Source organism: Pseudomonas sp. GM24 (assembly GCF_000282235.1).
Lineage (GTDB): Bacteria > Pseudomonadota > Gammaproteobacteria > Pseudomonadales > Pseudomonadaceae > Aquipseudomonas.
Genome location: NZ_AKJR01000229.1, coordinates 1 through 13,497, shown reverse-complemented (window position 1 = coordinate 13,497; position 13,497 = coordinate 1). Strand labels below are relative to the sequence as shown.

9 protein-coding genes are annotated in these 13,497 nt (G+C 59.9%); 3 read left to right on the top strand and 6 right to left on the bottom strand.

The genetic code is table 11. The features are described 5' to 3' along the window. Positions 1 to 90 precede the first annotated feature (90 nt). Positions 91 to 735 carry a 3-isopropylmalate dehydratase small subunit gene (gene leuD / locus PMI23_RS24650; protein ID WP_007913445.1) on the bottom strand — a complete coding sequence of 215 codons (645 nt, stop codon included), beginning with the start codon at positions 733 to 735 and terminating at the stop codon, positions 91 to 93. A gap of 11 nt (positions 736 to 746) precedes the next feature. Beyond that, a complete protein-coding gene (gene leuC, locus PMI23_RS24645; protein WP_007913443.1) occupies positions 747 to 2,165 on the bottom strand; it encodes a 3-isopropylmalate dehydratase large subunit in 1,419 nt (472 codons plus the stop codon). A 140-nt stretch (positions 2,166 to 2,305) separates the two neighbouring features. On the opposite strand from leuC, the gene PMI23_RS24640 reads away from it, so the two are divergent. The 3 genes from PMI23_RS24640 to PMI23_RS24630 all read left to right on the top strand — a co-directional run bounded on the left by PMI23_RS24640 (position 2,306) and on the right by PMI23_RS24630 (position 8,321). Then, positions 2,306 to 3,190, top strand: a complete 885-nt coding sequence (locus PMI23_RS24640; protein ID WP_007913442.1) for a LysR family transcriptional regulator — start codon at positions 2,306 to 2,308, stop codon at positions 3,188 to 3,190. A 74-nt stretch (positions 3,191 to 3,264) separates the two neighbouring features. After that, the gene (locus PMI23_RS24635; protein WP_007913441.1) at positions 3,265 to 6,543 is read left to right on the top strand and encodes a sensor domain-containing protein; all 3,279 of its coding nucleotides are present in this window, start codon (positions 3,265 to 3,267) and stop codon (positions 6,541 to 6,543) included. 86 nt (positions 6,544 to 6,629) lie between these two features. Then, a complete protein-coding gene (locus PMI23_RS24630) occupies positions 6,630 to 8,321 on the top strand; it encodes a molecular chaperone HscC (RefSeq protein ID WP_007913439.1) in 1,692 nt (563 codons plus the stop codon). Here the strand turns inward: PMI23_RS24630 and PMI23_RS24625 are convergent. From PMI23_RS24625 to PMI23_RS24610, 4 genes are all read right to left on the bottom strand, one after another. Continuing rightward, positions 8,318 to 11,020 carry a DUF805 domain-containing protein gene (locus PMI23_RS24625; RefSeq protein ID WP_007913437.1) on the bottom strand — a complete coding sequence of 901 codons (2,703 nt, stop codon included), beginning with the start codon at positions 11,018 to 11,020 and terminating at the stop codon, positions 8,318 to 8,320. The genes PMI23_RS24630 and PMI23_RS24625 overlap by 4 nt on opposite strands. Continuing rightward, a complete protein-coding gene (locus tag PMI23_RS24620; protein ID WP_007913435.1) occupies positions 11,017 to 11,712 on the bottom strand; it encodes a DUF1266 domain-containing protein in 696 nt (231 codons plus the stop codon). Before PMI23_RS24620 ends, PMI23_RS24625 begins: the two co-directional genes overlap by 4 nt. A 188-nt stretch (positions 11,713 to 11,900) precedes the next feature. Then, positions 11,901 to 12,347: an Hsp20 family protein gene (locus tag PMI23_RS24615; protein WP_007913433.1), complete on the bottom strand. Its 447-nt coding sequence runs from the start codon at positions 12,345 to 12,347 to the stop codon at positions 11,901 to 11,903. A gap of 121 nt (positions 12,348 to 12,468) precedes the next feature. Next, positions 12,469 to 13,428, bottom strand: a complete 960-nt coding sequence (locus tag PMI23_RS24610) for a tRNA dihydrouridine synthase (RefSeq protein WP_007913426.1) — start codon at positions 13,426 to 13,428, stop codon at positions 12,469 to 12,471. Positions 13,429 to 13,497: the final 69 nt, after the last annotated feature.

The following is a 13,497-nucleotide window of genomic DNA, read 5'->3' as shown; positions in this document are numbered from 1 at the left end:
GCTCCCACAGGTTTTGTGAACAACGCAAATCCCTGTGGGAGCTGGCTTGCCAGCGAAGGGGCCGGCCCTGACTACATCAATCTCGAATCATTATGCGTCGCGGAACAACCAAGGCTGGCTCACACGATGCTTGGCCTCAAACGTCGCAATCGCATCGCCGTCCTGCAAGGTCAAACCGATATCGTCCAGACCGTTCAACAGGCAGTGCTTGCGGAACGCGTCGATCTCGAAGCTGTACACCTTGCCATCCGGACGGGTCACGGTCTGCGCTTGCAGATCGACCTGCAGTTGATAACCCGGCTCGGCCTCGACCTGCTTGAACAACTCATCGACTTCAGCGTCGCTCAAGATGATCGGCAACAAACCGTTCTTGAAGCTGTTGTTGAAGAAGATGTCGGCGTAGCTCGGCGCGATGATGCTGCGGAAACCGTATTCTTCCAGCGCCCATGGCGCGTGCTCACGGCTGGAGCCGCAACCGAAGTTCTCGCGGGCGAGCAATACGCTGGCGCCCTGATAACGCTCGGCGTTGAGGACGAAATCCTTGTTCAACGGGCGCTTGGAGTTGTCCTGATACGGTTGCCCGACATCCAGGTAACGCCACTCGTCGAACAGGTTCGGGCCGAAACCGGTGCGTTTGATCGACTTCAAAAACTGCTTCGGAATGATCTGGTCGGTGTCGACGTTGGCACGATCCAAAGGCGCGACAAGACCAGTGTGCTGGGTAAAAGCTTTCATGCTGCGCTCCTTTAGATCAATTCACGAACGTCGATGAAACGACCGTTCACCGCTGCCGCCGCCGCCATGGCCGGGCTGACGAGGTGGGTACGGCCACCGGCGCCCTGACGGCCTTCGAAGTTACGGTTGGAGGTCGAGGCGCAATGTTCGCCGGACTCCAAACGGTCCGGGTTCATCGCCAGACACATCGAGCACCCCGGCTCACGCCATTCGAAACCGGCTTCGAGGAAAATCTTGTCGAGACCTTCGGCTTCTGCCTGAGCCTTCACCAGACCCGAGCCCGGCACCACGATCGCTTGCTTGATGGTCGAGGCGACTTTGCGGCCCTTGGCGATTACCGCCGCAGCGCGCAAGTCTTCGATCCGCGAGTTGGTGCAGGAACCGATAAACACGCGATCCAGCTGAATGTCGGTGATCGCCTGATTGGCAGTCAAACCCATGTATTTCAAGGCGCGGACGATCGAGTCGCGTTTGACCAGATCCATTTCTTTGGCCGGGTCCGGCACGTTTTGGTCAACGGCCAAAACCATTTCCGGAGACGTGCCCCAGCTGACTTGCGGCTTGATCTGCGCAGCGTCGAGTTCAACCACGGTGTCAAATTTGGCATCGGCGTCGGAGACCAGATCTTTCCAGGCTTCGACGGCCATGTCCCACTGCTCACCTTTCGGTGCGAATGGACGGCCCTTCACGTAGTCGACGGTTTTCTGATCCGCTGCCACCAGGCCAACACGGGCACCGGCTTCGATGGACATGTTGCAGATGGTCATGCGGCCTTCGACGGACAAGTCGCGGATCGCGCTGCCAGCGAATTCGATCGCGTGGCCGTTACCGCCGGCGGTGCCGATCTTGCCGATCACCGCGAGGACGATGTCCTTGGCGGTCACGCCGAACGGCAATTGGCCTTCAACGCGCACCAGCATGTTCTTCATTTTCTTCGCGACCAGGCACTGGGTGGCGAGCACATGCTCGACCTCGGAAGTGCCGATACCGTGGGCCAGAGCGCCGAACGCGCCGTGGGTCGAGGTGTGCGAGTCGCCGCAGACCACGGTCATGCCCGGCAAGGTCGCGCCCTGCTCCGGGCTGATGACGTGGACGATGCCTTGGCGCACGTCGTTCATCTTGAACTCGACGATGCCGTATTCATCACAGTTGTCATCGAGGGTCTGAACCTGCAAACGCGAGACCTGATCGGCAATGGCTGCGATGCCGCCCTTGCGCTCCGGGGTCGTCGGTACGTTGTGGTCCGGGGTCGCGATGTTGGCATCGATGCGCCAAGGCTTGCGCCCGGCCAGACGCAGGCCTTCGAAGGCTTGCGGCGAGGTCACTTCGTGAATGATGTGACGATCGATGTAGATCAGCGCCGAGCCATCGTCGCGCTGCTTGACCAAATGCGAATCCCAGAGCTTGTCGTAGAGCGTTTTGCCGGCCATCAGACGGTTCCTCATCAGCTTGTTTCTATGCCCTGGGCTTATCAATAACCCTTTGGCTTGTGAGGCCGATCCTATGGGGTTAGATTAAATAACTCAAATTCATATTTTTTATGCTTTGGATAACCAACTGGAATACGAACATGGATCTGGCCAACCTCAACGCTTTTATCGCGATTGCCGAGACCGGCAGCTTCTCCGGCGCCGGCGAACGCTTGCACCTGACACAGCCGGCGATCAGCAAACGCATCGCCGGGCTGGAGCAGCAATTGAAGGTGCGGTTGTTTGATCGGCTGGGCCGTGAAGTCGGCCTGACCGAGGCCGGCCGCGCCCTGCTGCCGCGGGCTTATCAGATTCTCAACGTGCTCGATGACACTCGCCGCGCGCTGACCAATCTGACCGGCGAAGTCAGCGGGCGCCTGACACTGGCCACCAGTCACCACATCGGTTTGCACCGTTTACCGCCGCTATTGCGGGAATTCACCCGTCGTTACCCACAGGTTGCGCTGGATATTCAGTTCCTTGATTCGGAAGTGGCCTACGAAGAAATTCTCCATGGCCGCGCCGAACTGGCGGTCATCACCCTGGCGCCGGAACCTCACGCACTGGTCAAAGCCACGCCCGTGTGGGACGACCCGCTGGATTTCGTGGTTGCCCCGGAGCATTCGCTGATCAGCAATGGCCCGGTCAATCTGGCGGACATTGCCGGTCATCCGGCGGTTTTCCCCGGTGGCAACACCTTCACCCACCACATTGTCCAACGCTTGTTCGAGGCCCAAGGCCTGACGCCGAATATCGCCATGAGCACCAACTATCTGGAAACCATCAAGATGATGGTCTCGATTGGCCTGGCCTGGAGCGTTTTGCCGCGCACCATGCTCGATGAGCAGGTGGCAAGCATCGTATTGCCGGGCATACAGCTCAGTCGCCAGCTAGGCTATATCCTGCACACTGAACGGACGCTCTCGAATGCGGCACGGGCCTTTATGGCCTTACTGGATGCACAAATCGATCTGCCAGGGACTTGAGGCCAACTTGTGCTACTCCTATAGAGCCGCTGCCCCTGTGCCTAACGCCACCATCAGCTCAAGGCCTGTCCACGATGCCGAAATCTGTTGACCGAATTCCGCCGATGCCGCGTATTCAGGCGATTGACCCGCGTCATTCCGAGCAGAGCTGGGAAAGCGCGCCGCAATTGCTGGCGGCGCTCAACGGCGCGCGGCTCGGCGCCTGGTATTGGGACATCGAGCGCGGGCAGATCAGTTGGTCGCGTGGCACCCAGGCCTTGTTCGGCTTCGATCCTCGGCAACCGCTGCCCGAAGATCTGGAATACCTCGACCTGCTGCCGCCGGAAGACCGGGCGAAAACCGTTCGCGCCTTCCACGCGGTGATTGCCGGGGCGCCGCTGGAACAAGCGATGCACCACCGTATCCGCTGGCCTGATGGCAGCCTGCACTGGCTGGAGATTAGCGGCAGCCTGCTGCCGGATAAAAACGGCCGCCCCCGAATGATCGGGGTGATTCGTGAAATCACCCACCAGCGCCAACGCGAACAGGCTCTGAGCAGTTCTGAGAAACGTTTCGCGACACTTTTTCACCTGTGCCCGAACATGGTCCTGCTGACCCGTCAGGAAGACGGCCTGATCAGCGAAGCCAATCAGTATTTCGAAAGCCTGTTCGGCTGGCCGGTGCAGAGCGCCATCGGCCGCACCACTCTGGAGCTGGGTTTGTGGGTGCATCCGGAGCAACGCGGCGAACTGGTCAAGAAGACCAACACCAAGGGCGAATTGATCAGCATGGAGGTGCAGTTTCGCGCCAGTAACGGGCAGATTCACGACGGCATTCTCAGCGCACAGAAGGTCGAACTCGAAGGTCAGCCCTATCTGCTCAGCACCTTCCTCGACACCACCGAACGCAAAGCCGCCGAACACGCCTTGAAGGACAGCCAGGAACGCCTCGATCTGGCGCTGGACTCGGCGCAGCTCGGCACTTGGGACTGGCACATTCCCAGCGGCATGCTCTACGGCTCGGCGCGGGCCGCGCAACTGCACGGTCTGGAGCCGAAACCGTTTCATGAGTCGTTCGAAGAGTTTTTCGAAGGCGTGCCCGGTGAGGAACGCGACAGCATGCGCGACGCCTACCGCAGCCTGCGCGAAGGCCCGGCGGGCAATTATCAGTTGACCTATCGCGTGCAACTGCCGGACGGCAGCTCGCGCTATCTGGAAAGCCGCGCCCGCCTCTACCGCGACGACAACGGCGCGCCGCTGCGCATGGCCGGCACGCTGCTCGACATCACCGATCAGGTCGAACGCGAACAGCGGCTGGTGGCCTCGGAAGAGAAATTCGCCACGCTGTTCCAAGTCAGCCCGGACCCGATCTGCGTCACCCGCCAGGACAGTGGCGAGTTCATCGAAATCAATAACAGCTTTACCCAGACGTTCGGCTGGAGCGCCGCCGACGTCATCGGCCACACCGCCGAAGAAATCGGCCTGTGGGACGCCTCGGCGAAAAGCCTGCAACGCATCGAACGAGTGATTCGCGAACAGGGCCTGAGCAACGTCGCAATCATCGTTCAGCACAAGGATGGCCAATCACTGACCTGCGTGATTTCCAGCCGGCAGATCAGCGTCGGCGATCAACCGTGCATCGTCACCACCCTGCGTGACATCACCCAACAACAGCGTTCGGAAGCGGCGCTGAAAGCCAGTGAAGAGAAATTCGCCAAGGCCTTTCACTCCAGCCCCGACGCGATCACCATCACCGAGCGCGACACCGGGCGTTATCTGGAGGTCAACGACGGTTTTTGCCGTCTCACTGGCTATCGCGCTGAAGAAGTCGTGGGCAAAACGGTTTATCAGGTCGGGATTTGGGCTGAGGAAAAACAGCGCTCGGCATTACTCGCAGAGTTGCAGATCAAGGGTCGCGTGCACCATCAGGAAATGCTCGGGCGCAACAAGCGCGGGGAGATGCTGACGGTGGAAGTCTCGGTCGAGCCAATCACCCTCAATGAAACGGCGTGCCTGCTGCTGACCGCGCGCGACGTCAGCCTGTTGAAAAACGCCGAAGCGCAAATTCGCCATCTGGCCTATCACGACCCGCTGACCAACCTGCCCAACCGCGCCTTGCTGATGGATCGCCTGAGCCAGCAGATCGCCCTGCTCAAGCGTCACAACCTGCGCGGCGCGTTGCTGTTTCTCGATCTCGATCACTTCAAGCACATCAATGACTCCCTCGGCCATCCGGTCGGCGACACGGTGCTGAAGATCATCACCGCGCGGCTCGAAGCCAGTGTGCGCATGGAAGACACGGTCGCACGCCTCGGCGGCGACGAATTTGTCGTGCTGCTCAGCGGTCTCGAAGGCTCGCGCAACGAAGTCAGCACGCAAGTGCGCAATCTGGCCGACACCCTGCGCGAATTGCTCTCGGAACCGATGTTCCTCGACGGCCAGCGCCTGCAAGTGACGCCGAGCATCGGCGTGGCGCTGATTCCCGATCATGGCTCGACGCCGACCGATCTGCTCAAACGCGCCGACATTGCTCTGTACCGGGCCAAGGATTCCGGGCGTAACACCACGCAGATGTATCACAACACCATGCAGAAAGCCGCCAGCGAGCGGCTGCGCATGGAGACCGACCTGCGCCTGGCGCTGTCGCGCGGTGAATTCAACGTGCACTTTCAGCCGCAGGTCGATGCCCGCGACAACCGCATCATCGGCGCCGAAGCCCTGGTGCGCTGGAATCACCCGGAACTGGGCGCGCAGTCACCCACCGAGTTCATCAAAGTACTGGAAGACAGCGGCCTGATTCTCGAAGTCGGCACCTGGATTCTGGATGAGGCCTGCAATGCCTTCAAACAACTGATCGCGCAGAAACGGGTCGACCCGCTGAGTTTCAGCCTGTGCGTGAACATCAGCCCACGACAGTTCCGTCAGAATGACTTCGTCGAGCGCATCGAACACAGCATGAGCAGCCACGGCCTGCCCTGCTCGCTGCTGAAACTGGAAATCACCGAAGGCATCGTCATCCAGAATCTGGAAGACACCATCAGCAAAATGCGCCGGCTGAAAAAACTCGGTGTGAGCTTCGCCATGGATGACTTCGGCACCGGTTATTCGTCGCTGACTTACCTCAAGCGGCTACCAGTGGACACACTGAAAATCGATCAGTCGTTTATCCGCGATGCGACGACCGATCCGAACGATGCCGAGATTATCCGCGCGATCGTCGCCATGGCGCGCAGTCTGGAGCTGGAGGTGATTGCCGAGGGCGTGGAAACCCCGGAACAACTGGCGTTCCTGCAAGGCTTGGGCTGCCATTTGTATCAGGGTTATCTGCACAGTCGACCGGTTGCACTGGAGGATCTGAAAAAGCTCCTGCCATAACCGGTGCACGTTGCAACAGACGCGCAATTGCCACGGTTTGCGGCAACCTGTAGGGTCGCGTTTTTTGCGCCGTTTCGAGATCTTTCATGCAGGATGCAACCCTCCTCCGCCCGGCTCTGCTGGGCATCGACCTTGGCACCACCAACAGTCTGATCGCCGTCTGGCAGGACGGTCAGGCCCGACTGATTCCCAACGCTCTGGGCGATGTGCTGACGCCCTCGGTGGTCAGCCTCGATGAAGACGACACCATTCTGGTCGGCAAAGCCGCCCGCGCCCGCCTGACCACGCACCCGGAGCGCAGCGCTGCAGCGTTCAAGCGTTTTATGGGCAGCGATAAACGCGTCCAGCTCGGTGCACGTCAGTTCAGCCCGGAAGAATTGTCGGCGCTGGTCCTCGGTTCGCTCAAGCAGGACGCCGAAGCCTTTCTCGGCCACCCGGTGTCGGAAGCGGTAATTTCCGTGCCGGCGTATTTCAGTGACGAGCAACGCAAACGCACGCTGTTTGCCGCCGAACTGGCCGGGCTCTCGGTGACACGCCTGATCAACGAGCCGACCGCTGCGGCGATGGCTTACGGGCTGCATGAACAGAAATTCGAACGCACGCTGATCTTCGATCTGGGCGGCGGTACTTTCGACGTCACGGTGCTGGAATACGCGTTGCCACTGATCGAAGTGCACGCCTCCACGGGCGACAACTTTCTCGGCGGCGAAGACTTCACCGCCGCCCTGTTGCAGGCCTGCCTGAAACACTGGCAACTGACCCCGGCCATGGTCGATGCGCAAAGCATGGCCAGCCTCGGTGATGCCCTTGAGCAGCTCAAATGCAAACTCGGCGAAGGCACTCAACACCTGAGCTGGCGCCACGCCGACAAGACCTTCGAATGGTCATTGGACGAAGCCGCCGCAGTAAAGATCTGGGAACCGTTGCTGGCGCGTTTGCGCGCGCCGATCGAACAAGCCCTGCGCGACGCTCGCCTCAAGCCCCGTGACCTCGACAGTCTGGTGCTGGTCGGCGGCGCCACGCGCATGCCGGCGGTGCAGCAAATGGTCGCCACGCTGTTCGGACGCCTGCCGTACCGGCATCTTGATCCGGACACGATTGTTGCGCTGGGGGCGGCGACGCAAGCGGCGTGCAAGGCGCGTGACGGGGCGGTTGAAGAGTTGATTCTGACGGATGTCTGCCCGTATACGCTGGGGATTGCGACCATGCGTGGAGAAGACATCAAAGGTGCCTTCTCGCCCATCATCGAACGTAACACCATCATTCCGACGTCAAGGGTGGAGCGTTATTACACCACCCAGCCCAAGCAATCGCTGCTGCGCATCGCCGTCTATCAGGGTGAGCGGCCGTGGGTTTGCGACAACATTCTGATTGATGCTTTCGATGTCACGTTGACGCCCACTGAACACATCCAGGAACTGGACGTGCGCTTCAGTTATGACATCAACGGTCTGCTCGAAGTCGACGTCACCCTGCTCGAAACCGGCGAGCGTCACAGTCACAGCATCGACCGCAGCCCCACGGGTCTGGATGAGCAAGCACGCCGAGACAGCCACAACCGGCTGTCGACCCTGAAAGTCCATCCACGCGACGCGCTGCCCAACCGCACGTTGCTCGCCCGTCTGGAGCGAGCATGGATGCAAAGCCTCGGCACGCAACGCGAGCACATTGCCGAATGGCTGCACAACTTCACTACCGTGCTCGCCGGCCAGCAACCCTCGGAGATTGCCAGCCATCGCTCAGAGCTGAACAAGGCGCTGGATCAACTGCGTCTCTAACCGTTGAGCCGCCGCAAGGCAGCCTGCAAGCCGCCGGACAGCATTTCGGAATCACCGCTGTCCGGCGGCACACCATAGCGGTTGGGCAACTTGTCACCGGGAAAGCCGAACAGCACCAAAGGCAGGAATGGCAGAACCGGTGTCAGCGCCATGAAGATCAGCAACGTCGGAATGCCCCGGCCCATGTCGTGCAATCGACGCAGAATGGCGCCGAACACCAGCAGCACGGCCAATAGCAGGATAAGAATGCCTGCGCCCGTAGTGCCACTGATCAGCCCTGCCACCGGCGCAATCACCACGCAGGCCAAGACCTGAGCGATAAAAGCCTTACGCCCCAACCGCGATCCCAGACGCCAGATCGCTGTCGCCGGTACCGGCTGAACATCGCTTTTCGCCAGCAGCAATCGTTCCGACCAGGACAATAATGCGCACAAGGCCAGGCGCAGCCCGATGCTGTTCTGCACATCGTCCTTGCCCTGTTGCAGTTGGCGCAGGACGCGCGTTTTCGGCACCCCGGCAGCGCCATAGCGAATCAAGCCCTTGAGCGCATCCAGCGCTTCATACGCCAGCAGTTTGTCGACACCAAAATCGGTCAGCACTTTGCGCGGCGGCCACACCGGTTCGCCTTTGATCAAACCGTCGCGGAAGCCTTCGAACCAATCGTCTTCACAACTGATCGCCGCGATCGATTGCAACAATGCGCGATGCTGCTCGGCACTCAGGCTCGGATCGTGATAGAGCACGCCCCAGAACATCATCAAACCCAGCAAATCGTCGCCGCAGGCAGCACGATCACTTTCGAGACAGGTGTAAAGCAGGCTATTGGCCGGCAACCGCACGCTGTCGAGTGCCTGCTGCACGCTGAACAATTGTTGCACCAACAAACCGTGCACCGGGTCATTGCCTTGCAGCCATCCGAGCAAACCATCGCAACTGCCTTGCTCGCGCAGCAAGCGCCGCAACAACGGTTGCAGACGACTCAACGGATGGGCCGGATTGAAAGGCAGGCGCTCCACGCACTGCGCGTCAATCATCTGCAGCCAGCGTTCGGGTTGTTCCAGCAATGCCAGCAAAAACAGGGTCTGCGCGTGCCACTCCCAAGTGGCTTCACCCAGCCCGACCGGCGGCAACGGGATCCCGCGGCGATTCAACTGGAGAATCAAGTCGAGTTCGGACAAGTCGCAATCATCTTTGACCGCGGCCAGCGTGAACGCGTCTGCCAGTCGTTCCAGCGCAGCGTCGCTGTAAGGCCGCAAGCGACGCAACCACAAACGACAGACCTTGTGCGGCTCGCCCTCCGTCAGTACCTGCGGCAATGCCTGCGAAACCGAATTCGCGTCGCTGAACGCGCTCATGGCCAGCGCAATCGGTGCCCCGCCCAGCCAACGCAGATGTTGCGCGGCCTGATATTTGAATCCGCTCATCACCAAGCTTTCGAGGGCATCGATCGGCAGCGGTGCATCCACAATCTGCTGCAACAACGCCGAATCACCCCGATGCAACGCCCAGGCGTGGCGGTACAGATGCAGCAATCGGCTGTCGGCATTTTCGCCGAGCAATTGCGCGAGCAATGGCAGTTCATCACCGCTCATGCGCCAATCGACAAAGCTTTGCGCAAGGCTCTCAAGCTTCAACCGTCCGACACCCAGCCAACGGTTCAGCGTCTCGGGGTGTTGTGACGGACAGCCATACTCCTGGCCATCATCGCCAAGATCCTTTGGCCAGTCCGAAATACCCTGCAGGCGATCGAATGCCTGAATCAGCAGAGGCAGAAAAGTCGGCTGTCGCTTGGCACACAGCTCCAGCAGACGACTTTCCGCCATCGGATGGCGATGCTCGTTCCACAGCCGGATCCAGCACGGCAATGCCTGATCGTCTCGCCCCAGCAGACTGTTCTGGCACGCCAACAGGTAAAGCCAGTCGACATCATCCGGTGCGGCAAGCTGCTGTTCGATACAGCACTGCAAAAACGTCGGCCCGCCAATACCTGCCTGAGTGAACTGCACCAACAGGCGCTTGAGGAACGCGGCATCATTCGGCAACGGCAGACAGGTGTGCTGACTGGCGAAGTCGGCGAACTCATGGAGTGGGCGCTGGGTGAAGATGAAATCGAGGCTACGGGCGTACCACAGCGATTCGGTCTGTGCAGCCTCTGACCAAGTTCCCATCAGATCCGTGTCGAACGGGTCAGGCGTTGCGATTCGCTGTAGAAAGGATTCGACCTGATGGGCGTCGTCGAACGCAAGATCCAGCAACTGCTGATCCCAGGCCATACGTTTGGCCAACAGATTCGCGCAACGGTACGACAACGGGCCGGCGTCGGCCAGCCGGTGGTAAAGCCCCCAACTGAGTTCATCGAGTACGTCCAGTGACAGCTCATCCAGCCCCCGGACAAACACCTGCCACGCGGCGAAATTGAACCGGCGCGCGGGATCATCCAGCAGCTCGCAGAACTCCCCGAATACTGGAGGGACCTCAACGACAGTCTGTTCTGAGGCTTGGGACTCGTACTCGTCCTCGGGCTCTTCTTCCTCATCTTCACGCGCCAGACGCAGGGCGTTTTCGTAGGCCATGCGCAGCGCCTGAAACCCTTGCGGATCGGTCTCCGGGTGATGCGCCGGCAAACGTGCGCGGTAGGCGTTGCGAATCAGGTTTTCGTCGTTAGTAGGCTCGATGCCCAAGCGGATCCAGCAACTCATGACCAGTCGAACTCCTTGAGCGATGCCGGGCGCGGCGGCAAATCAATTTCCATGTGCCACGGCAAATCAGCAAGGAACTGAGGGATGTTCTCGGCAAGACCGCGGGCAATCCGCACGTTAAGGGCGTTGGCGCCTTGTCGATCCAGCTCACGCGCAAGCTCATCGTCGCTGGCGCTCAGGCACGACCAAAACGTCCGGCCCACCACAAAGCCATCGAAGTAAGCCATCCAGCTGCCGTAGTGAAATTGCGCTCTGAGGGCCAAACGACTGTGCAGCCAGTTGCTTTCGTCCAGATCGATCCACTGATTGCGCACCGCGCAACGCAAGAGAAAGCCCATGCGGCCATAGTCCCAGGACAAAATCCCGCCCGGCCCACAACTGCCGAACGTGCGACTGGCAAACTCATGCAGGATGCGTTCGCGGGGAGTGAGATCTTCAAGCAAGGCCTGCCATTCACTTGGCAGACAACGCTGCCAAGCCAAATAGGCCGCGCTGAGGTGCTTGGCATGGCCGTCGTCGGTCATCCGTTCGAGCATGTCGAACAATTGCCCACGGTCGTCGATACCCCAGCTGTCTTTCAGGTCGATGTAGCGATCGTTGCAGAAGGCCGGGTCGTCGTAGCTGGCGCCGGTATTGATCGCCGCCATTGGCGCAGACAAAGCGCACAGCCAGCGCTGTTGAATATCGTCCATGAAAAAAGGCTCCAGGCCGACCGGTGAGGAATGGGGGTCGGCAAAACTGCCGCGGATTGTAGAGAAACCGCCGCCAGCGGCAAAGTCGAACAACGGTTTTCTTTCGCCCACAAAAAAGGCCCCGACGTAGCGGGGCCTTCATTCAGCGGCTCATCGTCCGTTCAGACGATTGTGTTGCGGCACGTGACTCAGTGCTGCAACGCCGGCTTCTGCGTCCCGTTGATCGGGATGCGTTTGGCTTTCGCCTCTTCCGGGATCACGCGCAACAGGTCGATGCTCAGCAGACCATTGCTCAGATCCGCAGCCTTGATCTCGATGTGATCGGCCAGGCGGAAGGACAGCTTGAAAGCACGCTGGGCAATGCCCTGATGCAGGAAGGTCACGCCTTCATTGGCATCACGCTTGCCGCCACTGATGGTCAGCACACCTTTTTCGACTTGCAGTTCCAGGTCTTCTTCCTGGAAACCGGCCGCCGCAACGACGATACGGTACTGGTCATCACCGTGTTTTTCCACGTTGTAAGGTGGATAGCTGCTGCCCGGCTCGTTGCGCAGAGCGGTTTCGAACAGGTCGTTGAAACGGTCGAAACCCACCGAGGAACGGAACAGTGGTGCGAGGGAAAATGCAGTACTCATGGTTCAAATCTCCTGAAAACAATCAGCAAGGTTTTTTGACTCCGCGACCCGAATTCGGCATCGCGTAACCCTTAAATAGGGACCACTGAAATGATTTCAAGAGATTATTTGCAGATTTTTTTCAGGCCGCTTCGGCAACCGGCAGACCGAGTAAACGCGAGACATGATCCGGCTCAGTTTCACGACGCAGCACGGTAAACAGTTCAGTGGCCTCGGGATAATTGCGCGTCAGCATGGCCAGCCATTGCTTCAAACGGCCCGGCGACTGACGTGCAGTCATCTGCGCTTTGGCTTGCAGCCAGAAGTCCTGGATCAGCGGCATCAGCTCGGCCCAGGTCATCTCGACCACTTCTTCGCCAGCGCGGGCGGCAGCGATTTGCCTGGCCAGATCCGGACGCGACACCAGTCCGCGGCCGAGCATGATGTCTTCCACGCCACTGATTTCGCGGCAACGACGCCAGTCCTCGACGCTCCAGATATCGCCGTTGGCGAACACCGGGACTTTGACCACGTCTTGTACGCGTGGAATCCACTCCCAATGTGCGGGCGGTTTGTAGCCGTCCATTTTCGTACGGGCGTGAACCACAATGTGCTCGGCGCCGCCCTCAGCCAATGCCGTGGCGCAGACCAGCGAACCGTCGGGGCTGTCGAAGCCCAGGCGCATTTTCGCGGTCACGGGAATGTGCGCGGGTACGGCGCGGCGCACGTGCTCGACGATCTGGTTAAGCAATTCCGGCTCTTTGAGCAGCACGGCGCCGCCCCGGGATTTGTTCACAGTCTTGGCCGGGCAGCCGAAGTTGAGGTCGATCACTTCGGAGCCGAGTTCGCAGGCCAGTGCAGCGTTTTCCGCCAGGCATACAGGATCGGAGCCGAGCAATTGCACGCGCAATGGCACGCCGGATGCGGTACGCGCGCCATTGAGCAGCTCAGGGCCGAACTTGTGAAAGTAGGCTGGAGTGAGCAACTGGTCGTTGACGCGAATGAATTCGGTCACGCACCAGTCGATGCCGCCAACGCGGGTCAGCACGTCGCGGAGAATGTCGTCGACCAACCCCTCCATGGGTGCCAGAGCAATTTGCATGGGAAAACACTACTTGAAGAAAAACGTGCGGCAGTTTACTGGATATCGCAGGAATTCGCAGAAACCTTG

Bases quoted from the DNA above. Each gene is read 5' to 3' on its own strand.
- leuC (WP_007913443.1), bottom strand. From the start codon at position 2,165: ATGGCCGGCAAAACGCTCTACGACAAGCTCTGGGATTCGCATTTGGTC.
- leuD (WP_007913445.1), bottom strand. From the start codon at position 735: ATGAAAGCTTTTACCCAGCACACTGGTCTTGTCGCGCCTTTGGATCGT.
- PMI23_RS24615 (WP_007913433.1), bottom strand. From the start codon at position 12,347: ATGAGTACTGCATTTTCCCTCGCACCACTGTTCCGTTCCTCGGTGGGT.
- PMI23_RS24610 (WP_007913426.1), bottom strand. From the start codon at position 13,428: ATGCAAATTGCTCTGGCACCCATGGAGGGGTTGGTCGACGACATTCTC.
- PMI23_RS24635 (WP_007913441.1), top strand. From the start codon at position 3,265: ATGCCGAAATCTGTTGACCGAATTCCGCCGATGCCGCGTATTCAGGCG.
- PMI23_RS24620 (WP_007913435.1), bottom strand. From the start codon at position 11,712: ATGGACGATATTCAACAGCGCTGGCTGTGCGCTTTGTCTGCGCCAATG.
- PMI23_RS24630 (WP_007913439.1), top strand. From the start codon at position 6,630: ATGCAGGATGCAACCCTCCTCCGCCCGGCTCTGCTGGGCATCGACCTT.
- PMI23_RS24640 (WP_007913442.1), top strand. From the start codon at position 2,306: ATGGATCTGGCCAACCTCAACGCTTTTATCGCGATTGCCGAGACCGGC.
- PMI23_RS24625 (WP_007913437.1), bottom strand. From the start codon at position 11,020: ATGAGTTGCTGGATCCGCTTGGGCATCGAGCCTACTAACGACGAAAAC.